Origin of the sequence: Flavobacterium succinicans LMG 10402 (assembly GCF_000611675.1) — a bacterium.
Lineage (GTDB): Bacteria > Bacteroidota > Bacteroidia > Flavobacteriales > Flavobacteriaceae > Flavobacterium > Flavobacterium succinicans.
This window is the reverse complement of the sequence record NZ_JATV01000004.1, coordinates 75114-96337: the sequence shown is the minus strand read 5'-3', so window position 1 is coordinate 96337 and position 21224 is coordinate 75114. Positions and strand designations below refer to the sequence as shown.

General features: G+C 37.4%; 14 protein-coding genes and 1 tRNA gene. 6 read left to right on the top strand and 9 right to left on the bottom strand.

Annotated elements, in window-relative coordinates; genetic code table 11:
* Nucleotides 1-294: 294 nt before the first annotated feature.
* The 5 genes from AO58_RS0104360 to AO58_RS0104340 all read right to left on the bottom strand — a co-directional run bounded on the left by AO58_RS0104360 (nucleotide 295) and on the right by AO58_RS0104340 (nucleotide 8515).
* Nucleotides 295-1158, bottom strand: coding sequence for an RHS repeat protein (locus AO58_RS0104360; protein WP_024980531.1), 864 nt, complete (start codon nucleotides 1156-1158; stop codon nucleotides 295-297).
* A gap of 405 nt (nucleotides 1159-1563) precedes the next feature.
* The gene (locus AO58_RS0104355; RefSeq protein WP_024980530.1) at nucleotides 1564-2919 is read right to left on the bottom strand and encodes a DUF5689 domain-containing protein; all 1356 of its coding nucleotides are present in this window, start codon (nucleotides 2917-2919) and stop codon (nucleotides 1564-1566) included.
* A 24-nt stretch (nucleotides 2920-2943) separates the two neighbouring features.
* Nucleotides 2944-5781: a TonB-dependent receptor gene (locus AO58_RS0104350; RefSeq protein ID WP_024980529.1), complete on the bottom strand. Its 2838-nt coding sequence runs from the start codon at nucleotides 5779-5781 to the stop codon at nucleotides 2944-2946.
* 392 nt (nucleotides 5782-6173) lie between these two features.
* Entirely contained in the window at nucleotides 6174-7385 is a 1212-nt protein-coding gene (locus AO58_RS0104345) for an MFS transporter (RefSeq protein WP_024980528.1), read from the bottom strand.
* An 89-nt stretch (nucleotides 7386-7474) separates the two neighbouring features.
* Nucleotides 7475-8515 carry a Gfo/Idh/MocA family oxidoreductase gene (locus AO58_RS0104340; protein WP_024980527.1) on the bottom strand — a complete coding sequence of 347 codons (1041 nt, stop codon included), beginning with the start codon at nucleotides 8513-8515 and terminating at the stop codon, nucleotides 7475-7477.
* A 278-nt stretch (nucleotides 8516-8793) separates the two neighbouring features.
* Here AO58_RS0104340 and rseP point away from each other — a divergent pair, with 278 nt between their 5' ends.
* The 4 genes from rseP (at nucleotide 8794) to AO58_RS17950 (ending at nucleotide 11827) form a co-directional block, all read left to right on the top strand.
* Nucleotides 8794-10137 (top strand): RIP metalloprotease RseP, encoded by a 1344-nt coding sequence (gene rseP / locus AO58_RS0104335; protein ID WP_024980526.1) that lies wholly within the window; start codon nucleotides 8794-8796, stop codon nucleotides 10135-10137.
* A 133-nt stretch (nucleotides 10138-10270) separates the two neighbouring features.
* A tRNA-Asn gene (locus tag AO58_RS0104330) sits at nucleotides 10271-10344 on the top strand.
* Nucleotides 10345-10631: 287 nt separating this feature from the next.
* Nucleotides 10632-11615 carry an AbiH family protein gene (locus AO58_RS0104325; RefSeq protein ID WP_024980525.1) on the top strand — a complete coding sequence of 328 codons (984 nt, stop codon included), beginning with the start codon at nucleotides 10632-10634 and terminating at the stop codon, nucleotides 11613-11615.
* 50 nt (nucleotides 11616-11665) lie between these two features.
* Nucleotides 11666-11827: a hypothetical protein gene (locus AO58_RS17950; protein ID WP_155959408.1), complete on the top strand. Its 162-nt coding sequence runs from the start codon at nucleotides 11666-11668 to the stop codon at nucleotides 11825-11827.
* A 559-nt stretch (nucleotides 11828-12386) separates the two neighbouring features.
* On the opposite strand, the gene AO58_RS0104315 is transcribed toward AO58_RS17950, so the two are convergent.
* Nucleotides 12387-14540 (bottom strand): Tex family protein, encoded by a 2154-nt coding sequence (locus tag AO58_RS0104315; protein ID WP_024980524.1) that lies wholly within the window; start codon nucleotides 14538-14540, stop codon nucleotides 12387-12389.
* 35 nt (nucleotides 14541-14575) lie between these two features.
* A complete protein-coding gene (locus AO58_RS0104310; protein WP_024980523.1) occupies nucleotides 14576-15394 on the bottom strand; it encodes a BRO family protein in 819 nt (272 codons plus the stop codon).
* Between the two features lie 89 nt (nucleotides 15395-15483).
* Here AO58_RS0104310 and AO58_RS0104305 point away from each other — a divergent pair, with 89 nt between their 5' ends.
* A complete protein-coding gene (locus AO58_RS0104305; RefSeq protein WP_024980522.1) occupies nucleotides 15484-15756 on the top strand; it encodes a DUF1294 domain-containing protein in 273 nt (90 codons plus the stop codon).
* Here the strand turns inward: AO58_RS0104305 and AO58_RS0104300 are convergent.
* The gene (locus tag AO58_RS0104300; protein ID WP_024980521.1) at nucleotides 15739-16878 is read right to left on the bottom strand and encodes an ATP-binding protein; all 1140 of its coding nucleotides are present in this window, start codon (nucleotides 16876-16878) and stop codon (nucleotides 15739-15741) included. The genes AO58_RS0104305 and AO58_RS0104300 overlap by 18 nt on opposite strands.
* A gap of 309 nt (nucleotides 16879-17187) precedes the next feature.
* Nucleotides 17188-18168 (bottom strand): tryptophan--tRNA ligase, encoded by a 981-nt coding sequence (gene trpS / locus AO58_RS0104295; protein WP_024980520.1) that lies wholly within the window; start codon nucleotides 18166-18168, stop codon nucleotides 17188-17190.
* Nucleotides 18169-18425: 257 nt separating this feature from the next.
* Between trpS and AO58_RS0104285 the strand changes: the two genes are divergently transcribed.
* Nucleotides 18426-21086 carry an MGH1-like glycoside hydrolase domain-containing protein gene (locus AO58_RS0104285; protein ID WP_024980519.1) on the top strand — a complete coding sequence of 887 codons (2661 nt, stop codon included), beginning with the start codon at nucleotides 18426-18428 and terminating at the stop codon, nucleotides 21084-21086.
* Nucleotides 21087-21224: the final 138 nt, after the last annotated feature.

Below are 21224 nucleotides of genomic sequence, written 5' to 3'. Positions count from 1 at the left end.
ATTCACGAATTAAAATTTATTTAATTTAAAAAAAGGTTTAGCCACGAATGCTCGAATTAAAATTTATTTGATTCAAAAAAAATAATACCTATTATTTTAAAAAAAACGTGCATTCGAGGCAAAATCCAAAAGGAACCGCAAATTCGCAAATTACTTTTGAAGCTTAGTGAAAAAGGTTAGCTACGAATGCTTGAATTAAAATTTATTTGATTCTAAAAAAATTGCACCAATTACTATTTAAAAAAATTCGTGAATTCGCGGCTTATTTGTTCGTCCATTCGATAGCCTAAAAAATCACTCGTAAAGATATGTTTTTACGGTTTTGATCATGCCGCTGTCCTCGATCAACACGTAAGAAGCTGGATAATTTTGGGCATTGTATTTAAAAGTGCCTGCTTTAATGATCGGCGAAGTGGAAGTGTTGAACTTTATTTCGTTGTTAACACTAACATCATGGATAGCGAACTCCTCTTCTTGAAACGAAACCAAAGGAACAATCACTTGATAATTGGGTCCAAAAATAGCTTTCACCATCAACAAATTGGCTGATTCTTTATTATCATACCCAAAATATTTGATCGTTTTATCACCCAAAAGTCCGGTTTGTTTGGTGTTGTTCCCTTTTTCATACAGATACTCTGTTTTGTGAACGATCTGTTTGTTTCTGTCGCGAACCGAACGACGAACAAGCTTCCCGTTTTCGATCACAAAATCTACTTCCTCTACAAAAAGCTGTTGCGTGGTGCTTTTTTTGGTCACCTGCTGAATTCGAGAACCTTCATACGTATATGTTACAGTTTTGGTCACCTTACTTCCATTCTCTTCATACTTCTTCGAAAATAAAACCAAGCGATTTTGAGCGTCGTAACCATAAGTGATCACCTCTTTCCAGTTGCTGCCGTTGCGGTCTTTTACCGTGTGATCGAGCAAGCCTTTGGCGTTATAAAAAAAACTTTGTGTCACATCCGAGGTTTTGATAGTAACTAATTTTCCTTGGTCAAAATCGTAAGTTTTGTGAATTGCTTCCCCACTTTTAAGGTTTCTAAAGTTGGTTTTAACTACAGTAATTTGCTTTAATTGAATGGGTTTGTTAGGTGTTTGACTGTGTATTACATACGAAAAAGTCATCAGCACGAAGGCCGCGAAATAGGTTTTCATTTTTGGTTTGGTTTTGATTTGGGACGGCCAAAATACAAAAATGATTGTTAGTATACGCGATTTAGAAAATCATTTCTTTGTGAATATAATCAAGATAAAAATAACTGCGATGCGGTGAAAAAAAAAGTTATTCACCGCATTTTTTGCGGCGAAAACAGCAACCATTGACTCTTTCTATTATTGTAACTACTCAGCTAGTCTTGCTTTCAATTGGCTACAGCTTTAGCTGGAGTTATGGGGATTGATTTCATTAGCTTTAGCCAAATAAAAGCAGCTAATTTGGGCTAAAGCCTTTAATGCTTTCAAATTTCATCCCTCCAACTAAAGTTGGAGGCAATTAATATCCAAAAAAACACCTGAATAATAACCTATTTTTTGATAGCAAAATTAGTTAATTATAGAGACCTACTTATCCCCAAAAATTTGCACATCATCCACCATAAATGCACCGTCTAGTGCGGCATTTTTTCCTGAGCCTGTGTAGCGAAAGGCAATATTGACTTTGCCTTTGAACGCACTTAAATCTATGGCGCCCGAGCCGATGAATTGGTACCAAGGGGTAGCCTGTTTGGGCACTGTGGCTTTCAAGGGAGTCCAAGTGGCGGTGGCAATGTTTACACCATCAAAATTGGTGGAAATGAAAACGTCTAAGGTATTCAGAGGCGAATCGACATCGAGATGGTGTTGGGCCGAGCGGAAGGTCAAGATTTCATTGGTGTAAATATCTAAGTCGATTTTGGGAGAAATTAACCAAGCTACATTTGAAACTACTTTGGTTCCAGATATCGCAAACTCGGCGTAACCATTGCCATTGTACACCGTGCCTTTCCATACTGGCGTTCCTTTTTGGGCTAAGTTCGTCCAGCCGGGTAAACTTAGATTGGTTTTATCGACTACTTTTTCAAAATCTTCCTTGAAGAAGGGTGTGATACTGGCGCCTGTTAAATTCACATCTTTTTCGGAACGGGCGATGAGTTGGTAATCGGTGCCAAATTTGGTCAAAATCCCTTTGACTTTTCCGCTTCCTTTTGGGACTGTTTTGGTGGCGAAATTGGCAAAGCTTGAGGTTCTAAAAATAACCTGATTCCCCAATTGGTCCATCAAATTCCAATTGGTGCCGCCACCGATATCTTCGCTTTCCTCATAGTATTTTCGTCCTACAGCATCGTTAGTAAATTGTACGTTTTGCAATTCGACCAAAGTGTTTAAGTTGGCGTCATTCAGCAGTTCGGGAATGGTTGTAGCTTTGGTCAATTGCGATTCTTCGATAATGGTGCAAGAAGGGAACAGCACTTTTTTATAATCGTTTTGGGAGAGTCTGCCCACGCCACCTTCATTATAGGAATTGACATATATAGCACCAATTCTGAGTCCACCGTAATTGATATCCGTATATTGATTTTTGAGTTTAAGGTAGACTTTGTTGCCCAATCGAAAATCGATGTATAAGTTGGTGGCATCGATAGGTACACTAAAACCAATGGCTGGCGAAGTAGGCGTGGCCAAGGTTTGAAAACTGATGGTTTTGAAAAAATTACCACCTTCGTCACTCGAAACCACATATGCTTCTATACTATCGTCATAAGGGTATTGCGCCACAATTGCATTGGCATTGGCTTTAACCTGAGCGACGGTTTGGTTGACTTTTAAATCAGTTTGGGTACATTCTAATTTTGGAATGTCAAAATCTTCTTGGGCACAATTCGTCAAGAAGAAGGAAAAGACAAAAAGAATTGAAAGAGAAGAAATATAACGTTTCATACTTTTTAATTTTAATGAGGTTTATTATAAATTCAAATAAAGGGAGACAAAATAATTGCGGCCATAGCCTTGGAAATATTTGTTACCAAAATTGGGCGTACCACTAGAAACGTCTTGATTACGCGCCCTAAAATTGGCGTTCCGAGCTTGTTCATAACCACCTGTTTGATAATGCGTATCGAGGAGGTTAGAAACGCTTACAAAAAGCCCTAAATTTTTACCTCTTATTCGCCAAGATTTGCCGCCTGTAAAGTTCAAGAGGAGTAGCGGATCTAATTTTTCTTGTTGCAATAACACTTTGGCTCTTTCCTCGGTCGCTTCGGGAAATGGAAATCCATTGGCAGGGTTTCTGAAAAAAATTGCCGTTCGTGCTATAGGTGAAACCGATACATAAGATTCCGTGATAAAATTTAAGTTGGTACCTATCCACCAAAAATGCGGGTCTCTATATTCTATTCCAAGGCTAATGGCTTGTTGAGGCATTCCCTCTTGATAGTAATTTTTAAGAATTGCTTTTCCAAAATCAAAAACAGGATTGGTGTTTTGGAGCGAAGCTTGGGCATCATTGGTTACGGTAACGTTGGGGTTGCTGGCATAAATATACCGACCGTAAGCAGCTGCCAGTGTCGTTTTTAAGGTGCTACTAATAGGATATTCAAGACTTAATTCAGCACCCAAATTTTGTTTGTCAAGTCCCGTTAAGGTTTGTCCCACGAAGGCGTCAGTATTGGTATAGCCCGCACCGTCGTCAAAAATTCCTTCTGCATAAAAAAAGGAATGATCGGTAGTGTTTTTTTGTAACGCAAAATAAGTGGTCAAACGCATTTTCAAAAAAGGCGTTCGATATTGATAAGTCGCTTCCAAACTGCTTTGGGTTTCGCTAGAAAGAGCAGCAACAATCGTATTATTCAACCGGGCGTTGGGAAATGTATTTTGAATTGTGGGGGCTTTACTTAAGTGGGCGGCATGAAATAAAAAGGCTTGCTTGCCAGAAATTTTATAGGTCATTCCAGCTTTGAATCCGAAATTTTCAAAGGTCACTTTAGCGCTCTTTCCTAAAGAATTGTTTTCGTAAATCCCGTTTTTGTACAATCCTTCGCGCTGATAACTGGTGCTAGAAAATTGTTGTCCTACATAAAAATGAATCGAATTAAATCGGAATTGAAACTGAGTAAATGCCTGTATGACTTGCGCTTTCATGAAATAATTATAGCCGTATTTATCGCCTTCGACCACTTGACGATTGGGATGATTCAAGTCGGATTGCGCTTGATCACCGGTATAAAACCCATCAATATCTTCAAAATACGAACCTCCCAAAAGATCGACCACTTTTTGATACTGCTGCGTTTTTGATGTTTTAAAATGAGCACCAGCCGTGATGGAAACATGCTCTGAAAATTGAGAATTCAAGAGACTATTGGCGGCCCAAACGGTTTCATCGGCTCGATCTTCATAGACGATATAGTTGCTTTTTGAAGGTTCGTACCTAAGAATGTTTCCTTTGCCATCCAAAACTGGTTTTTGATTGGCTTGGTAAAGCGCATTCCAATTGATTTGTGGATTTTCTAAAAAAGCTAAACGGCTTTTTTCGGCATTTTCGGTATCCGGAATGAAAGCTCCAGAAAATTCGCCGTTGTCTCGTTCGAAAAGTGAGCTGAAATAACTCGGCATTTTTCGATAATAAGTGGGGTCAGGATTATTGGCATTTTGAAAATCGATATTGCTGTTGCTAATTTTTCCCCATTGGTAAAGCGCTGCGGATTGGAGTTGTGTTTTGTCGTTGATTTTGAAATAATGATTGAGTAGGAGTAGCGGCTCTTCTACGGTTTTGATTCTGGCGTTTCGTTTTTTGCCTTCTTGAAAGCCCCAATACGAATTGTATTGTGCGCCCATAAGTGCAAAAACTTCGGCAGTGTTGGGAGCGGTTTTCGCGCGTGAATTGGGAGTATAAATTCCGGTAAAATTGAACGCCTGTTTTTCATTGATTTGCTTTTCGATACTGATAAAAGCCGAATTTCCATCAAAATGGGTGCCTTCGAAATAGGGATTTACTCCCATTCTTTTCCCCGCCGAAATCACCAATGCCCAACCCTTTTTGGAAACCCCTGAAGCATAAGTCGCCATCATGCGCCAGTTATAGGTGGTGTTAGTACCCGCAAAAGAGAGTCGTATTCCAGATCGATAGCTAGAAGCTCGGGTATTGATCTGTTGAGCGCCTAGAATTCCGCCAAAACTATAGTCGAAAGCGGCGGTACCGATAGCGATTTCCTGGTTGCGCAACACATCGTTAATCCCACCCCAATCTCCCCATTGCGGCCGACCATCATAGAGTTTATTTAAGGCGATACCGTTCAAAAGCAACGTGGCATTTTCGGCATCGAGACCTCGAATTCTAAAACGACTTTGTCCCCATTGAAAAGCAGCGGCTTGCTGAAACACATCTCGAGAAGCTTGTAGTAACGGTGCAGTACTTTCGGAACTATTAAAATCATCGTTGAGTTGGTCCTCGTTGAGTGCAATAGTGGCACTTTGTTGCTCCAACATTAGGTCGGGGCTGAGTAGAATGGTGCCTAAATCAGACATCGTATTTCGATGAACGTTTACGGAAAGTAACTGATCCTTATAACCCTGAGAATGTACCAAAACATAATAGGTATTAGGCAAAAGCTGTTCAAATACGACCGTTCCTGTTGATGAAGTGAGTTGCAAAAAAGAAGTGTTTTGAATCGTAACCACTACTGAAGCAAGGGCGTTTTTGGATTGGGCCTCGATAACTTTTAGGGTAAATCCAGTTGCGTTTTGGGCATAATTTTTTTTAAATAATAAACATAAAACAATAACCAATAGTTTTTTTTGCATAGGCGTTTTTATAAAATAAAAAAACAGCTTTAATGGAGGATCTTTTTAAGGAAATCCTCCAATAAAACAGTTTTTGGAGTGTAACACCCCAAATTAATTAATAAAACGTTTTTGGAAATTTGAGCATAAAAACTCAAATATTGTAAAAAACACAAAGTGGTATTTTGGAAGGTGTATTATATAAGTGCTTGATAATTAATTATTCTGTTTTATAAATGTAATACAAAAACTATTAAGATTTACAAAAATGCAATACTTTTTTTGAAAATAAAAATAGGTAGTCTAGCCCTGATGGGAACGGTATCCTTGTGGTCCCGGGGTTCGGGACCACAAGATATAGTGTACAGCAGGACGACTGGTCTTGAAAAGTAGGGACGTTTGCTCCTAAAAAACTACTCTTGGATTTTTATTTTAGAAACCATGATGGCGATAATAAAACCAAAAATTCCAATGAAAGCAAAGGAAAATTGCAATCCAAAAGCTTCGGCAATGTGGCCAATAACGGGCGGGCCAATAAGGAAACCAAGAAAACTGATGCTAGAAACTGACGTTAAGGCTTGGCTGGTGGGAATGGTTGGGTGCTTTCCGGCGATGCTTAGCATGGTTGGAATAATGGTTGAAACTCCTAAACCTACGACCATAAACGCAAGAGTTGCGGGGATTAAATAAGGGAAAATGACCGCTGTGAGTAACCCGATCGAGATGAGACATCCGCTGATTTGCATGACTTTTTTGCGTCCTATTTTTTGAGTGAGTCGGTCACCAAAAAAGCGTCCTAACGCCATCATGATCATAAATGAGGTATAGCCTAAAACACTCAAGGATCCTTTGACCTGCAAAACATCTTTGAAATATACGCCGCTCCAATCAAACATTACCCCTTCGCTAGCCATGCTACAAAAACCTATAATTCCTAACCACATCAAAGTGGTATCGACTTTAAAAAAAGATTGTTTCTTGGCTGCACCTTGACTTTCTTTGGCCTTGATTAAAAAAGTATAATTGGTGGCTACCAATACAAACACAGCAATGCCTACTATCACAAAATGTGTGTAGGTGGAAATATTGAATCCCAGCAACACCAATCCGATTAAGGCTCCTGTAAATCCTGCCATGCTCCATACGCCGTGAAAAGACAGCATAATGTTGCGTCGGAACAAGCCTTCGGTATAAACACCTTGGGTATTGACGGAAATGTTGGTTAAATTGGCGGTCAATCCCAAGAGATATAACCCAATTGCCAATTGCCATTCGGTTTGTGCCAAGCCCAAATTGGTCATACTAAATGTGTATAATAAAATTGAAATCGGTAAGGTGACATTACTACCAAAACGGGTCACGATCTTGGCCGAAAAAAGCATCATGGTCAACTGCCCCAAAGGAAGCGCAAATAAAATCGTTCCCAATTCGCCTTCGGATAAATTGAGCTCTGATTTGATGGTGGGAATTCGGCTGGCCCAAGTGGCAAACACCAAGCCCATTCCAAAATAAAAAAAGGACACAGCCCAACGGATGCGTTTGAGGTAAGACTCCTTTACTTCGCTATACGCTTTTTTGTATTTTCCTTTCTTTCTGAGACGTTCTAAAAAATTAAAATAAATCAAAATAGTTGATTTTTAGCGTTTTACAATCAAATTTAATAAAAGGTTTTCAATTCAAATTTAAAACCTGTTTAAATTTTCTGCATTCTATATTATACCTGAATTCTTTTTTGCTCTTGATGACTTTGTATCGCAGCTTCAATGATTTGCATAACTTGTACTCCCTCTTGAGCCGAAACGGGAACTGGTTTTCCGTGCGAAATGGCTTGATACATACCTTCAAAAAATGCATAGTAATTGCCTTGTAGTGTAGGTACTTTTTCTTTGATCACCTTCCCTCCTATTTCGGTATGCAACGCTCCTTGTAAGGCTTCGGGTTCAGTACCCCAAATGGTCACATTGGGTTTTTTGCCTAATTTTAATTCGTCTTCTTGCACATCGCCACGCGGTTTTAAGAAAGAGCCTTTCTTGCCGTGAAGCGTATACGAAGGATGTGGTTCTCGTACAAAAAAACCTGCTTTGAGTCGCACACGCAGTTCGGGATAAAATAAGGTAATATCGATCCAATCGTCTACTAACGAATGGGTTCTAGTAATGCGAATATCAGCACTTACCGCTTCGGGAAAACCAAACAAACACAAGGCTTGATCAATGATGTGAGACCCTAAATCTTTCAGAATTCCAGCACCTGCATTTTGGGTTTCTTTATGAACTTTGGGACTCAAATTGGGATTATAGCGATCGAAATGAATCTCAGCTTCTACGATATCGCCAAGGATTTTGTCCTGCACTACTTTTTGAACGGTTTTGAAGTCACTATCCCATCTTCGGTTTTGAAAAACGGCCAAGTGTAGTCCTTTTTCTTCCGCCAAAGCAGCTAATTCTTGGGCTTCGGCAGCGGTAGTAGTGAAGGCTTTTTCTACTATGGCATGTTTTCCGGCTAGCAAGACTTGTTTGGCGTATTCATAATGTGTGCCTACAGGCGTATTGACAATTACCAAATCGCAATCGTCCTGTAATAACTCTTCTAGAGAAGCATAGCTTTTCACTGGAGGGAAATCAACTTGAATCAATTTCTTACTTCGTTCCCAAGCACCCGTTATTTCAAAACCAGGATGTAAATCGAGAAAAGGAGCATGAAATACTTTTCCAGACATGCCGTAGGAGAGTAAAGCTGTTTTTATTTTTTGCATAAATTAAGAGAGATTAAAAAATTGAAAGATTTGGCAATTTGGCAAATTTACGTAGAATTATAAGGCCAGTTTCTTTTTGTATTGATTTTGGCCAAATTTTGACATTCGGCTTCAAGAATTGTTTCCTAAAAAATCAAACAAAAAAGAGTTGACGCATTTTTAATTCATAAGGAGACTACCGAATTAACAAACAATTAAAATCCTAAGTAGTATATTGCACCATCAAATAAAATATAAAACGCTATTTTTGTGCGTTATTTAAGAACTAAAAGTATACAATGGAAATCGTTATCAAGTTTGCTCAATTTTTATTGAGTTTGTCCTTATTAATTATTCTTCACGAATTGGGACATTTTATTCCTGCCAAATTATTCAAAACTAGAGTAGAGAAATTCTACTTGTTTTTTGACCTTAAATTTTCGTTACTTAAAAAGAAAATCGGCGAAACCGAATATGGTATTGGTTGGTTGCCTCTAGGTGGTTATGTAAAAATCTCTGGGATGATCGATGAAAGTATGGACAAGGAACAAATGGCCTTGCCCCCACAACCTTGGGAATTCCGTTCGAAACCCGCTTGGCAACGTTTGATTATTATGTTGGGAGGCGTTACGGTAAACTTCATTTTGGCTTTCATTATTTATATAGGAATGGCTTTTGTATACGGCGAGGATTTTGTAGCCATGAAGGATATGAAAGACGGATTACTAATTGAAAATCCGGTGATGAACAAAATCGGTTTTCAAACTGGCGATCATTTGGTGGCCATTGATGGTGAAAAAATCGAAAAATTCGACAGCGAAATCAACATCAAGCTTATCATGGGTAAAAAAATCGACATTGAACGCAATGGTGTTGCTCAAACCATCACTATGCCTGTTGATGTTGTAGACCAATTATCACAACTAGAAAAAGGGCCTCTAGTAGGCATCCGTATGCCATTTGCTATTACCGTTATTCCTGAAGAATCACTAAATAAACAATTACAAGCCAAAGACGTGATGGTTTCCTTAAATGGGCAACCTGCTAAATATTACGATCAAGTATCAGCTATCCTAAAAGCGAATAAAGGCAAAACCCTTCCAGCGGTTGTGATTCGTGATCAAAAAGAAGTACCGGTGCAAGTCATTGTTAATAACGAGGCCAAATTAGGCGTTCATGTTGGTGCACTAGGTTTAGAATCTTTAGAGAAATTAGGGTATTACAAAATCAGTAAACAAGAATACGGCTTCTTCGAATCGATCCCTGTGGGTATTGAAAAAGGAACCAATCAAGTATTAGGCTACGGCAAGCAATTGAAAATGATTTTCAATCCAGAAACCAAAGCGTACAAACAAGTGGGCGGATTTGCAGCTATTTTTAATATTTTTCCTAGTTCTTGGAGCTGGGAAGTATTCTGGAGTATCACGGCTTTGTTGTCAATAATGTTGGGAGTAATGAATTTATTGCCTATCCCAGCCTTGGATGGTGGCCATGTCCTATTTTTATTATACGAAATCATTAGCGGCAAAAAACCAAGTGACAAATTCTTAGAGAATGCTCAAATGGTTGGTTTTGTTTTACTTATCTCGTTGCTTTTATTTGCCAACGGAAACGACATCTACAAGGCCATTGTGGGAAGATAAAAAAAATGAAAAAAAGTTCATTTTTTGTTTGCAGAACTTGAAATTAGGTGTATCTTTGCCACCGCTAAGACAAACAAACAATGTCAGTCATAGCAACAGAAAACGTTCCTACTACGCATTATAATACACAGTTTCCTCCTTAGCTCAGTTGGTTAGAGCATCTGACTGTTAATCAGAGGGTCCTTGGTTCGAGCCCAAGAGGGGGAGCTTAAAAGCCTGACAGCAATGTCGGGCTTTTTTTATGGAATAAACTTTGGGACTTGGTTTGAGTCCTAAAAATTTATCCTTTTGATTATCGTTTACTGATATAGATTACTTTTAAGATAATTTTGTTTTCCTTCAATTTATGAAGTTACTACCCAATACATTTTTTGTAAGTTTGTGTGGATAGTCATTAAATCGCTATTCGGATTAGTAAATTGACCTAACATATGTATTGTATGGGTTAACGGAGGAGGAAATAGTAATTGTTTAGAATAGTTAAATTTTTATAAATGAATATTGTTCATATAATAGGAAATGGATTTGATTTAAACTTAGATTTAAAAACTAGTTATAAAGATTTTTACAATTATTACATAAAAATAAAAAGTAAAAATGAAAATATTGAGTTGTTAAAAAGAGAAATAAAGTCAAATTCTGAAAATTGGTCAGATTTAGAACTCGCTTTAGGTAAGTTCACAGCAAAAATAAAAACAATAGAAGAATTTGAATCCATTAGGCAGGATATCATTTTAAATCTATCAAATTATTTAAAAGCTATAGAGGAGTCTTTTGATTTCAAAAAAATAAATATAGGTGAACTTTTGATGTGTTTAAGCGCTCCACATCGTAAATTAAGAAATGGGGATAAAAGGAAATTTGAAGAAGATTATTTATCTATAAAAAATGAAGTCACACATATTGATACAATTTCATTTAATTATACTTCAATTTTAGATAAACTGCTTATAGGTCAGACCAATAAACAGATGAGTATTGCAAATTCATTGAGCAATTATTCAATAATTAAGCCAATAAAGCACATACACGGTTATCTAAATGAAAGAATGATAATTGGCGTAAATGACAATTCACAAGTTTTTAATGAGGATTTTGTTAAAAATATAGATTTTAGTGAAGCCTTTATTAAAACCGAATACAATAAGGCTGCTAGTCATTTAGTTGACGATGAATGTATAGATTTGATTAATAATGCTAATATAATTTGTGTATTTGGAAGTTCGCTGGGACTAACAGATAAATTTTGGTGGGAATTAATAAGTGATAGACTTTTAAAAGAAAACTGTGAATTAATTATTTATCAAAGATGCCCAAATATTGAAAATAATCTTTATAATAATCTTATTTCAAAAGAAATCAGAAATATAAAGGATAAGTTTTCTTCGTTAAAATCAAATGCAACAAAAGAAGAAATTGATATTATAAAGCAAAATATTTACGTAAATATAAATTCAGATTTTTTTAAAATAGTCTAATAAATTAAACAAACTAATATAGTTTTTTACTTCGATAAAATTCAATTTTTATGATTTTATACCACAATACAGCCAATACCCTTGAACAAGTAAAGGAAAAACCTTTTAAATTGGAGCGAGACATTCAAAACCTTTTTGAAAACAATCTTCAAAACATTATGGGTTTGCAAATGGTGAAATCAGAGTTCACTATTAAGAACAAGCGTTGCTAAGGTAATTTTTAATAAAATCGTTGTTTAAAGACTTGCAACCTCAGTGTGGCAGTGGTTTTTCCGTTTGTTAATTGGAAAGGAATCACCAATTTTAAAGAGCATTTCCAATTGTGAATGCACTGCGTTCATAATTCAATACATCATAAATAGAATGGAACTAAAAAAAGAGATTGAAAAACTAAGCAAAGGAGAATAAGGTTGCAATGAAACTCAGCATTAGAACATTAATTAAGTCTATATTCACTATAGCTATTTATAAATAAAGCCCGACAAATTTTCTTGCCGGGCTTTGTTTATTTATACATCTTAATTGAAAGATTTCAAGAAACGCCTTAGAATTTGCTCTTCGATTGCGCTACCATTAACGTTTTAAGTTTAGGAATTAAAATATCCTCTCAAAATAAAAACACACCCCCAGCCCCTCTCGAGAGGGGAGTATTGCTGCTTAAAAGAAAACGTTTACATAGCATAATGTCATCTTATATTGCTTTTTTAGTTTAAAATGATATCTCAGTGTGACGCATTGGAATTTGGAATTTCTTTTTTGAGATTTCCATTTTTAAATAACCATCGTCAACTGAATGCGTTTTCTTTCTTCATCGACTTCGGTTACTTTTACTTCAACGTGTTGGTGGAGTTTGACTACTTCGTTGACATCGCTTACGAAACCAGCTTTGAGTTGGGAAATGTGTACCAAACCGCTTTCTTTGATTCCGATGTCGACAAAACAGCCAAAATTGGTGATGTTGTTCACGATTCCCGGCAAAATCATCCCTGTTTTCAAATCTTTAATGGATTTGACATTCGGGTCGAATTCAAAGATTTTGGCCGATTTTCTTGGGTCTAATCCTGGTTTTTCGAGCTCTTTGAGGATGTCTTTGATACCCAAAATTCCAATTTCGGGCGTTACGTAGTTTTCGGGTTTGATGAGGGCAATTTTTTCTTTGTTGGCAATCAAATCAGTAACGGAAGTTTTCAAATCTTTGGCCATTTTTTCTACTATGGCATAAGCTTCGGGATGTACTGCTGAATTGTCTAATGGATTTTTGCCATTGGCAATTCTGATAAATGCTGCGCCTTGTTGGAAGGCTTTATCTCCCAAACGCGGTACTTTTTTGAGTTGTTTTCTATCGTCAAATGGACCATTTTCAGAACGATACGTCACTATATTTTCGGCCAGCTTTTCTCCAATACCACTTACATAACTCAACAAATGTTTGCTGGCGGTGTTGATGTTGATCCCCACCGAATTCACGCAACGAATTACCGTTGCATCCAATTCTTCTTTGAGTTTGGTTTGGTCCACATCGTGTTGGTATTGTCCTACACCAATAGCTTTTGGGTCGATTTTTACCAATTCGGCCAAAGGATCCGACAAACGACGTCCAATCGACACCGAACCACGAACGGTTACGTCATAATTGGGGAATTCTTCACGAGCAATTTTGGAAGCGGAATACACAGAAGCTCCAGCCTCAGAGACAATAAATACTTGAACGGGTTTGGCTTCGCCCTGTTCGCCTGTGGCTCGAGTTTCGAAAGCGATTTTCTTGATGAAGAATTCGGTTTCTCTTGAGGCGGTTCCGTTCCCAATGGATATGGCATCAATATTATAGGCGTTTACCATCGATTTGATTTTTTTCATCGCCATCGCCGTTTCATTTTGTGGCGCGTGCGGATAGATGGTTTCGTTGTAGAGCAAGTCGCCTTTTTCGTCCAAACAAACCACTTTACAACCCGAACGAAATCCTGGGTCGATGGCTAAAATTCGTTTTTCGCCCAAAGGTGGAGCCAATAATAATTGCCCTAAATTATTCGCGAAAACCTGAATGGAATTGGCATCGGCTTTGGCTTTGGCTTCTTGCAAGGTTTCGTTGGCAATGGCAGGTTGCAGCAATCTTTTATAAGAATCCTCAATGGCCAATTGTACGTGAGAGGTGCTTGGACTTTGACCTTTCAACACCAATTCGTCGATTACGTCATAGGCTTCGTCAATATCTGCTTCTACTTTGAACTTGATAAACCCTTCATTTTCGGCACGTAGCATCGCCAAAAGTCGGTGCGAAGGCGCTTTGGTCAACGGTTCAGACCAATCGAAATATTGCGAAAACTTTTGCGCATCGGCTTCGTCTTTTTTTGTTTTGACTACTTTGGTGGTGATGGTCGCTTTGCGTTCGTACAAACGGCGCAATTGTTTACGAACGTAAATATTTTCGTTGATCCATTCGGCAATGATTTCTCTGGCGCCTTGTAAAGCCGCTTCTTCATTGACAATAGCGTCGTTCAAGTATTGTCTAGCCAAGAAATCGACATCGTCATTTTTCTGTGCCATTATAATTTTGGCCAAAGGTTCTAGTCCGTTTTCACGAGCGACATCGGCTTTAGTTCTTTTTTTCTTTTTGTACGGCAAATACAAATCCTCCAACTCTTGTAGGTCAAAACTATGTTGGATTTTTTTATCCAATTCAGACGTCAAAGCGTTTTGCTCTTCGATGGATTTTAAGATGGCTTCTTTTCGTTTCAGGATGGCCTCGTACTCTTTTTGGAGTTTGGCAATTTGTTCGATTTGTGTTTCATCCAGATTGCCTGTTTTGTCTTTTCGGTAACGCGAAATAAACGGAATGGTACAATCTTCTTGTAATAATTGAACGGTGTTTTGAATATTGATGGCTGCGGTAGCTACCTTTTGGGCGATGAATTGTAGGTTGGTCATTTTTTGAATTTTTCGGACAGCTAAAATAGCTAAATTTACTCTAGCTCTTTTTGACTTGGTGGTAGAAAATTTTCTCCTGTTACTACACTTTTTCCAGTTTTCTCTTCTAAAGCTAGTCGGGCGTTTTTGGCAATTGCCCCTCCTTTCTTACTAGCTTTTGCATTTTCCAAAAGTCCCTTGGCTTCGTCTGTTTCGGCAATTTGTCGGGTAGAAAGTTCTGCTAGAGCTGTAAAAATTAATTCCGCTTCCGTCATATGATCTCTTAAATTTTGAGTTTTCAGCCCTTTTATTTCTTTATGATTTTTAACAGATAATCCTGTCCATTCCTGATGAATGATATTGGTCAACATTGCAAATTCATCTTTCTTTTCTACACCCGATTCTTTCCAATAATCGGTTAATTTATTGCGAGTCTCCTGTCCAGTCATTCGTTGCTGAATCCATTTTTCGCTACGTCCCAATTTTTGCCAATTTTCACGAGCACGGTCTAAACTTTGGGCGGGATCTGCCAATTCTTGCATTCGTTCATAGCCCACTTTTGCTAACCATTGTTTGAACGGCTCTGCTTTTGGAGAAGGAATGGATTGAATTAAGCGCAATAAAGTTTCGGTATCGGCGGTATCTGTCAATCTATTTTTACCATCATCGGCTAACATTTTCAACTGTACGATTTTATCGTACGCTTCACTTCCTTCGTTATTTAGCTTCTTCTTTAAATCAGTCCAATATCGTTTAGGGATAGTACTATCTGTTAAAATCTGAATAACATCAATAACTGAGAAATACCAAATTTCTTTTTCAACATCGTAATGACTACGTACTTTTTTGGCTTCGAATAATTTAATTGGGCTCATAATTAATTAGATTTTTAGACTTAAATAAGGATTCTAAATATAAGAAAAACAACTTACTTCTTTTATCTTTGACTTCAATTTTTACCCAAATGAACTTGTTTTTTTACTTTCTTTTATTGATTAACATATTCGCTTTTTTTGTAATAGGCTATGACAAAATAGTAGCTCAAAAACATAAAAGAAGAATCCCCGAAGCAACACTTTTAACCTTCGTGTTCTTCGGAGGAACTGTTGGTAGTGGATTAGCGATGCTTTTGTTCAGACATAAAACAAGTAAAACTAGTTATCTTTTGAAATTTTGGTTGATAGTTATATTACAAATTATGGCCATTTGTTTTGTTTCATTAGACTATGAAATCTAAATAATTCTGTTTGTTGATTACTTCAAAACTAGCTTCAGGATAGGCTTTTGCAAAAGCTGTGGGGACTTTCGCTTTTCTATTTTCATTCCATTTGAATTCGTAACCTCGTAGCTGGCCATTTTCTTCTTCCAACCAATCCAATTCTTGTTGGTCATACGTACGCCAAAAATAATTGATTACTACTTTTTGAGTGTAATTTTGGTATTTTACTCGTTCGGAAGCCAAATAATTTTCCCATAATGCACCAACATCGGTGCGATTGTCTAATCGATTAAAATTGGAAATAATAGCATTGCGAATTCCATTATCATAAAAATACCACCTATTGGATTTGGTAATTTCCTTTCGTAAATTTCTGCTAAAACCAGGTACTTTATAAATAACAAACACCTTGGAAAGTAAGTCTAAATAACTTTCTACCGTATTTTTAGAAATACCTAATTGTCTCGCTAATTCTTGCAGTGAAACTTCTTGTCCTACTTGAAAGGCAATCAGTTTTAAAACCTCTAAAATTTTGTTAGAATGTTTGATACCTTCATACACCAAAATATCCTTCAATAAATAGGAATTGAGTATTTCTTTCAAGTAGTTGATTTTGTCGTTCCAATCTGGGTATTGTTCAAGTTCAGGATAGGAGCCAAAAAGCAATCGTTCTTCCAATTTTTGAGTGGTTTCCTTGAAATTTTCATAGTTGGAAAATTCCATCTGAGCCAGTGGAAATAAATAAATCGTATTTTTTCTTCCCACCAAAGGTTCTCCTAATTTATTAGACAAATCAAAAACCGATGATCCTGTGGCAATGATTTTAATACCCTCAATAGAATCTACAATTAATTTCAGAATCAAACCAATGTCGGGGATGTTTTGCGCTTCGTCAATAACTAATAATTTCGTGTTTGCTAGAAGTCGACGATAATTGCTTACGGAACGCTCTTTTAACAAATTTGCATCCTGAATATCTTCGCCGTTCAATTGTAAATATTCTTGTTTTGGGAGCTGTGAAAGATAATTTTTGATAAACGCTGTTTTACCTACACGCCTTGCGCCCAATAAAATAAGTACTTTGTTGGGTAATACTCTTTTGGCAAACAATACATCTATGCCTCTTTCTAAAAAATCCATAGCCTGCAAATTTTTAAATTTAGATACAAATATACTCAAAAAATGTAAATTCAGTCAGTATGTTGACCAAATTAATGTAAATTCAGTCAGTTAGTTGACTGAATTTAAATTAATTTAGTCAATTGAAAAGTATAACAACTAGTTTTTTTGTAGTGAGTTATTGAAGGCTACTTGCTTTTTAATATGGAAAAGAAGTTGAATAACAAAATCAGTTTCGAAGTTTGGGCTTACTTTCACAACGTATTTGAAACAAAAAAGGAATACCCCAATCGCGGAATATTCCTTTTCATAATTTATTCGTAGTAACGTTTACTGTAACGACTCGAAACCTAATTTCAAGCGTACGCGATCCAAAACGCCATTGGCGATGGTTGCTGCTTTTTCGGCACCATGTTTCAATAAGGCGTCTACTTCGGTCAAGTTATTGATGTAATACTTGTAACGTTCTCTTTCGGTTTTGAATTTTTCTACAATTAGTTCGAACAAGGCTTGTTTGGCGTGACCGTAGCCATAATTACCTCCCAAATAATTGGCTCTCATCGTGGTAATTTGGTCTTCATTGGCCAATAATTTGTAGATAGCAAAAGCGTTACAAGTATCAGGATTTTTTGGATCTTCCAATGGAGTACTGTCGGTTTCGATGCTCATAATTTGCTTGCGCAACGCTTTGTCATCCAAGAAAATATTGATAACGTTATTGGCCGATTTACTCATTTTTCCGCCATTAGTACCAGGAATCAACATACTGTCTTCTTGGATTTTGGCTTCGGGCAACACGAAAGTTTCTCCCATTTGGTGATTGAAACGAGAAGCGACATCACGAGTGATTTCGAGGTGTTGCAACTGGTCTTTTCCTACAGGCACAAATTCGGCGTCATACAATAAAATATCCGCAGCCATCAACATTGGATACGAAAACAACCCAGCATTTACATCGTCTAAACGATCGGATTTGTCTTTAAAAGAATGCGCCAAAGTCAAACGTTGAAAAGGGAAAAAACAGCTCAAGTACCAAGACAATTCTGCTGTTTGAGGTACATCAGATTGTCTGTAAAAGGTAACTTTATTTACGTCTAATCCACAAGCTAGCCAAGCGGCGGCTGTGCTGTAGGTGTTATTTCTTAAGGTTTCGCCATTTTTGATTTGTGTAATCGAATGCAAATCGGCGATAAAAAGGAATGATTCATTTTTTGGATCATTCGATAATGCAATTGCGGGAATAATTGCGCCTAATAAATTGCCTAAATGTGGCGTTCCTGTACTTTGTACTCCTGTTAAAATCTTTGCCATTGTTAATTTTTCTGAAGGACAAAGTTCGCAAAGTTTGCGGGCTTTATCATCATATTTTAGTAAAAGTTTATTGCTTTTGATCCGAAAGGTATCAAATAGATAGCGATCCTAAAATTCAAAAATGAGACTAATTTAACTATCTGCTATTTTATAAGCCAAAAAAAGTAAAATTTAAAAAAATTGATTCTTGTTTTTTACGGATAAAATGGCGCTTTTTTGAGTCTATTTCGATAAATTGCAATAACAAAAACGGAGTCATGGTAGAAATAGATGCAGAAAAAAACCGATTACTCGAAAGAAAAGACAATAAAGGCTGGAAAAAATGGGGCCCCTATTTAACCGAAAGACAATGGGGTACCGTACGCGAGGACTATTCAGCCAACGGCGATGCATGGAACAGTGTAACGCACGACATGGCGCGTTCCAAAGCGTATCGATGGGGAGAAGAAGGCATTGGTGGTATTTCAGATAACAAACAACACGTTTGTTTTGCCTTGGCTTTTTGGAACCATAATGATAAAATTTTAAAAGAACGTTTTTTTGGTCTTACGGGAAGCGAATCCAATCATGGAGAAGACGTCAAAGAAATTTATTATTATCAAGATGCCACTCCTACCCACTCCTATCAGAAAATGCTGTACAAATACCCACAAGCAGCATTTCCATACGAGAAGCTAGTTAAGGAATCTAAAAAGCGTAATCGGAACCAACCAGAATACGAACTTTTGGATACTGGTATTTTCGATAACGACAACTATTTTGACATCACCATTGAATATGCTAAAGGGAGTCAACAAGATATATTAATTCAATTAACGATCGAAAATCGTGCTGATTCACCTGCTCCAATTACTGTTTTGCCTACCATTTGGTTTCGAAACACTTGGTGCTGGGGTTACGACAATTACAAACACAAACCTTCCTTAGTAGGTAAAGGGAAATCAATGATTGAAGTGAATCACAGATTGGTGGGGCACTTTAATTTGTATGCGGAAGAAGCTGATGCGTTCCTTTTTTGTGATAACGAAACCAATTTTAAACGATTATATCATTCCGAAAATCCAACAAAATATACCAAAGATGGCATTAATAATTATGTCATCAACAAGAAAAAAGATGCTGTAAACCCTAATCAAACAGGTACTAAAGCCTCAGTAGTTTTTGAGCAAATTATTCCCGCAAAAGGCAAAAAAGTAGTCAGATTACGATTGACTCCACCGATGCAAAATGATCCATTCGAAGACTTTGATACGATTTTTGAACAACGCCTACTAGAAGCCGATTCATTCTATGAAAATCTACAAAAAAACATCAAGGAAAAAGAACTAAAACGCCTTCAACGCCAAGCCTATGCAGGTATGTTATGGACCAAACAATGGTATTACTTTAATGTGTACCAATGGATCAAAGGCGATCCCTCGATGCCTAAACCCGATGCCAACCGAAGCAAAGGCAGAAACAGTTCTTGGAAGCATATGTACACGGCTAATATTCTGTCGATGCCTGACAAATGGGAATATCCTTGGTTTGCGGCATGGGATTTGGCTTTTCATACACTCCCACTAGCCCGATTGGATCCTGATTTTGCCAAACGTCAGCTATCGGTTATTCTAAGGGATTACTACATGCACCCCAACGGACAAATTCCAGCCTATGAATGGTCTTTTTCGGATGTGAATCCTCCAGTGCATGCCTGGGCCACTTGGAAAGTCTATGAAATCGATAAGGAAATGAATGGTGGCAAAGGAGATCGTGTGTTCTTGGAACGCATTTTCCATAAACTACTACTCAATTTTACTTGGTGGGTTAATTTAAAAGACGAAGGAGGGAACAATATTTTTGGTGGAGGGTTCCTAGGTATGGATAATATTGGTGTATTTGATCGCTCTGCGGCATTACCCACTGGAGGACATTTAGAACAAGCCGATGGAACAGGTTGGATGGCGATGTACAGCTTAAACATGTTGCGTATTGCTTGCGAAATTGCCATAGAAAATCCAGTGTATCAAGATATGGCCTCTAAATTTTTTGAACACTTTTTGCACATTGCCGGCGCCATGCAAGCCATGGGAGGTGACAAAGTAAATTTGTGGGATGAAGACGATCAGTTTTATTATGACATGTTGCATAAAGAAAATGGCGAAGCCGAACTAATGAAAGTTCGCTCGATGGTGGGATTGATTCCTCTTTTTGCCGTTGAAGTGCTGACACCTGAATTATTAAATCAATTACCAGATTTCAAACGACGCGTAGAATGGATCATTTCTAACCGTCAAGATTTAGCGAGTTTGGTCTCCCGTTGGTACAATCCCGGAAAAGGAGAAAGCAAATTATTATCGATTCTGCGAGGGCATCGAATGAAAATGATTATGAAACGCATGTTTGACGAGTCGGAATTCTTATCCGATTATGGTGTACGCTCTTTATCTAAATATCATAAAGATCACCCCTATCAATTTACTTATGAAGGCGGAACTGTTGAAGTAGCCTATACCCCAGCAGAAGCCACCGGTGCTATGTTTGGAGGAAATTCTAACTGGCGAGGCCCAATTTGGTTCCCCATGAATTTCTTGATTTTGGATTCTTTGGAAAAATTCTGTAATTATTATGGAAATGATTATAAAGTGGAATTTCCTACCAATTCTGGTGTAATGATGAATATGAAACAAGCTTCAGAAGGAGTTGCCCGCCGACTACTTTCTTTGTTTTTACCCAACAAATCGCTACACGTTCCAATGTATGGCCCGTATGAAAAGTTCCAAACAGACCCTAATTTTAATCAAAATTATTTGTTCTTCGAATATTTTGATGGCGACACTGGAAAAGGATTAGGTGCCAACCATCAAACCGGCTGGACGGGACTCATTGCAGAGATTATTCATCGATTGAACAACGATTCGGAACAAATTAAAATGTAGAGTACTATTTCCCTTCAAGATAGTACTCTTTTTTACCTTTTAAAATTAGGGGTTGGGATATTTAAAATTTCCTTTGAAGCAAAATGTAAAATATATAGTTAATCGATTTAGAATAAGATAAATAAGCTCTTAAAATAC

Coding starts and splice junctions, on each gene's coding strand:
- trpS (WP_024980520.1), bottom strand. CDS start 18,168: ATGGCAAAGATTTTAACAGGAGTACAAAGTACAGGAACGCCACATTTA.
- AO58_RS0104310 (WP_024980523.1), bottom strand. CDS start 15,394: ATGAGCCCAATTAAATTATTCGAAGCCAAAAAAGTACGTAGTCATTAC.
- AO58_RS0104305 (WP_024980522.1), top strand. CDS start 15,484: ATGAACTTGTTTTTTTACTTTCTTTTATTGATTAACATATTCGCTTTT.
- AO58_RS0104360 (WP_024980531.1), bottom strand. CDS start 1,158: ATGAAAACCTATTTCGCGGCCTTCGTGCTGATGACTTTTTCGTATGTA.
- AO58_RS0104350 (WP_024980529.1), bottom strand. CDS start 5,781: ATGCAAAAAAAACTATTGGTTATTGTTTTATGTTTATTATTTAAAAAA.
- AO58_RS0104340 (WP_024980527.1), bottom strand. CDS start 8,515: ATGCAAAAAATAAAAACAGCTTTACTCTCCTACGGCATGTCTGGAAAA.
- AO58_RS0104355 (WP_024980530.1), bottom strand. CDS start 2,919: ATGAAACGTTATATTTCTTCTCTTTCAATTCTTTTTGTCTTTTCCTTC.
- AO58_RS0104315 (WP_024980524.1), bottom strand. CDS start 14,540: ATGACCAACCTACAATTCATCGCCCAAAAGGTAGCTACCGCAGCCATC.
- AO58_RS17950 (WP_155959408.1), top strand. CDS start 11,666: ATGATTTTATACCACAATACAGCCAATACCCTTGAACAAGTAAAGGAA.
- rseP (WP_024980526.1), top strand. CDS start 8,794: ATGGAAATCGTTATCAAGTTTGCTCAATTTTTATTGAGTTTGTCCTTA.
- AO58_RS0104285 (WP_024980519.1), top strand. CDS start 18,426: ATGGTAGAAATAGATGCAGAAAAAAACCGATTACTCGAAAGAAAAGAC.
- AO58_RS0104325 (WP_024980525.1), top strand. CDS start 10,632: ATGAATATTGTTCATATAATAGGAAATGGATTTGATTTAAACTTAGAT.
- AO58_RS0104300 (WP_024980521.1), bottom strand. CDS start 16,878: ATGGATTTTTTAGAAAGAGGCATAGATGTATTGTTTGCCAAAAGAGTA.